Raw genomic sequence first — 2,610 nt, 5'->3', positions numbered from 1 at the left:
GCCATCCACGACGAGGGGGATGCCCTGCGCCCGGCAGATCGTGGCGATCTCGGCGATCGGCAGGATCGTGCCGGTCGCGTTCGACATATGGGTCAGCGCCACCACCTTGGTGCGCGGCGTGACCAGCTTCTCGAATTCCTCGAGCAGGAAGTTGCCGTCCTCGTCGATCGGCGCCCATTTGATCACCGCGCCGTGCCGCTCGCGCCAGTAATGCCAGGGGACGATGTTCGAGTGGTGCTCCAGGATCGAGAGGATGATCTCGTCGCCCTCGCCGATGTTCAGGTGGCGGCCAAGGGAGGAGGCGACGAGGTTGAGCGCGCCGGTCGAGGAGCGGGTGAAGACGATCTCTTCGAGATGCCTGGCATTGAGGAAGCGGCGGGCGCTTTCGCGAGCCGCTTCATAGGCTTCCGTCGAAGCGTTCGCGAGGTAATGCAAGCCGCGATGGACGTTGGAGTAATCCTCGCGCATCAGCTTCGTCATCGCGTCGATGACCGCGTTCGGTTTCTGGGCCGATGCGGCATTGTCGAGATAGACGAGCTTCTTGCCATAGACCTCGCGCGATAGGATCGGGAAATCCCGGCGCACGGCCTCGACATCATAGGGCCGCAGGATCGGCTGGCCGGTGACTGCATTCATGCTCGCGCCCTTTCCGATGCGAAGGCCTCAGACGGTGCTCACCTCGGCAGCCGCCTCGCGCGCATGCAGCCAGCCTTCGACCTCGCCCATGACCAGCTCGCGCACCGCCTCGTCCGCGATGAACTCGGCGGCCTCGCCGGCGAAGGCTTGAAGTACGAGAGCCTCCGCCTGAACCCGCGGCAGGCCGCGCGCCATCAGATAGAACAGCTGATCGCCGTCGATCTGGGCCACCGTCGCGCCATGGCCGCAGACGACGTCATCGGCAAAGATCTCGAGTTCCGGCTTGTTGAACATCGTCGCGCCCTCGTTGAGGAGGAGCGCATTGCTCTTCATGCCGCCATCGGTCTTCTGCGCATGCGGGCGCACGACGACCTTGCCCTGGAAGACGCCGGTCGCCTCGCCGCCCGCGATCGTCTTGTAAAGCTCGCGGCTGGTGCCGTGCGGCACCGCGTGATCGACGATCAGCGTCACGTCGGAATGCTGGGCCTTGTTGATCAGGTTGACGCCGCGCAGACCGATCTCGCTGTGCTCGCCCGCAAAGCGCACGAAATGCTGCTGGCGCACCGTGCCGGCATTGCAGACCAGTGCGAAGGAGTCGAACTTGGCGCTCGCGCCGACCGTGACCAGGAGGCTCTGCACCTCGACGCTGGCGGCCTGCTGGCGGGTCAGGAGCCGCACATGCTGGATCTCGCTCTCGTCGCCCGTTTCGAAGACGATGGCGCCGTTGACCTGCTGGGCTGCGCTGCCGGCGGCCTCGCTGACCTCGACGACCGTGCCCTTGGCGCCCTTGCCGGCGAGCACGACGGAACGTGAGAACACCGCCCGCTCGGACTCGGCCGAGGCCAAAGCGATGATGACGATCGGCTGCGAAAGCTCCGTGCCCTCGGCGATCTCGACGAAGACACCGTCCCGCATCAGCGCGGTGTTGAGGGCAAGCCCGGCATCATCGGCCCCCACGGAGGGGCCGGAGAGGATGCGGCCGAGATCGTCGCGCGGCTGCACGAGGGCATCGGCCAGGGAATGAACCGTGACGCCCTCGGGAATGGCATCGAGCGCCGACAGCTCAGGGGCGAAGACGCCGTCGATCAGCACCAGACGCAGGCCCGTCAGCGAAAGCGAAGCGAGCCGCGCGGTGACGGCCTCGGTCTCCTTGGCGCCATCGGCGAGCGGGCGCGCCTCGCGCAGCAGGCTGCGCAGATCGGTATAGCGCCAGGATTCCAGCCGGCGATGCGGCAGGCCTTTGGCCTCGAAGCCGGCGAAGGCGTCCTCGCGCAGCTTGCGCACGGCCGGCCCACCCGGCAATTCGCCCTTGGCCTCGGCAAATTGCTGGACGAGGGTCTGTTCGGCCGCCGTCTTCAGCGGGGTGACGATGGCCATCAGGCGGCCTCCCCATAGGAGGCGTAGCCCGACTTCTCCAGTTCGAGGGCCAGCTCCTTGCCGCCGGTCTTCACGATCCTGCCCTTCGACATGACGTGGACGGTGTCCGGCACGATGTGGTCGAGCAGGCGCTGGTAATGGGTGATGACGAGGAAGCCGCGCTTGGCGTCGCGCAGGGCGTTGACGCCTTCCGAGACGATGCGGAGCGCGTCGATGTCGAGGCCGGAATCGGTCTCGTCGAGGATGCACATGGAGGGGGCGAGCAGCGCCATCTGCAGGATCTCCATCCGCTTCTTCTCACCGCCCGAGAAGCCGACATTGAGCGGGCGGCGCAGCATGTCCTTGGCGATGCCGAGCTTGTCGGCCGCGCCGTTCACCGCCTTGATGAAGTCAGGCGTCAAAAGCTCGGCCTCGCCGCGCGCCTTGCGCTGGGCGTTCATCGCCGCCTTGAGGAAGGTCATGGTGGCGACGCCGGGGATCTCCAGCGGGTACTGGAAGGCGAGGAAGATGCCGGCGGCGGCGCGGGCATCGGCCTCCATCTCCAGCACGTTCTCACCGTTCAGCAGGATCTCGCCGTCGAGGACCTCATAGTCCTCC

The 2,610-nt window shown here is 66.6% G+C and carries 3 protein-coding genes; all 3 read right to left on the bottom strand.

Translation table 11 applies throughout. The features are described from left to right. Positions 1-636: aminotransferase class V-fold PLP-dependent enzyme (locus ACOJTB_RS05770; protein WP_420101566.1), on the bottom strand; the 636-nt coding region annotated here is incomplete at its 3' end. Between the two features lie 27 nt (positions 637-663). After that, on the bottom strand, positions 664-2,013 hold the full coding sequence (gene sufD / locus ACOJTB_RS05765) for a Fe-S cluster assembly protein SufD (protein ID WP_420101565.1): 1,350 nt from the start codon (positions 2,011-2,013) through the stop codon (positions 664-666). Continuing rightward, on the bottom strand, positions 2,013-2,610 hold a 598-nt coding region (gene sufC / locus ACOJTB_RS05760), incomplete at its 5' end, for a Fe-S cluster assembly ATPase SufC (RefSeq protein WP_420101564.1). The genes sufD and sufC, both read right to left, overlap by 1 nt.

Source organism: Allobosea sp., from assembly GCF_048595345.1.
Lineage (GTDB): Bacteria > Pseudomonadota > Alphaproteobacteria > Rhizobiales > Beijerinckiaceae > Allobosea.
The sequence above is the reverse complement of the archived record's forward strand: the minus strand, read 5'-3'. Positions and strand labels throughout refer to the sequence as shown.

Bases quoted from the DNA above. Each gene is read 5' to 3' on its own strand.
- sufD (WP_420101565.1), bottom strand. From the start codon at position 2,013: ATGGCCATCGTCACCCCGCTGAAGACGGCGGCCGAACAGACCCTCGTC.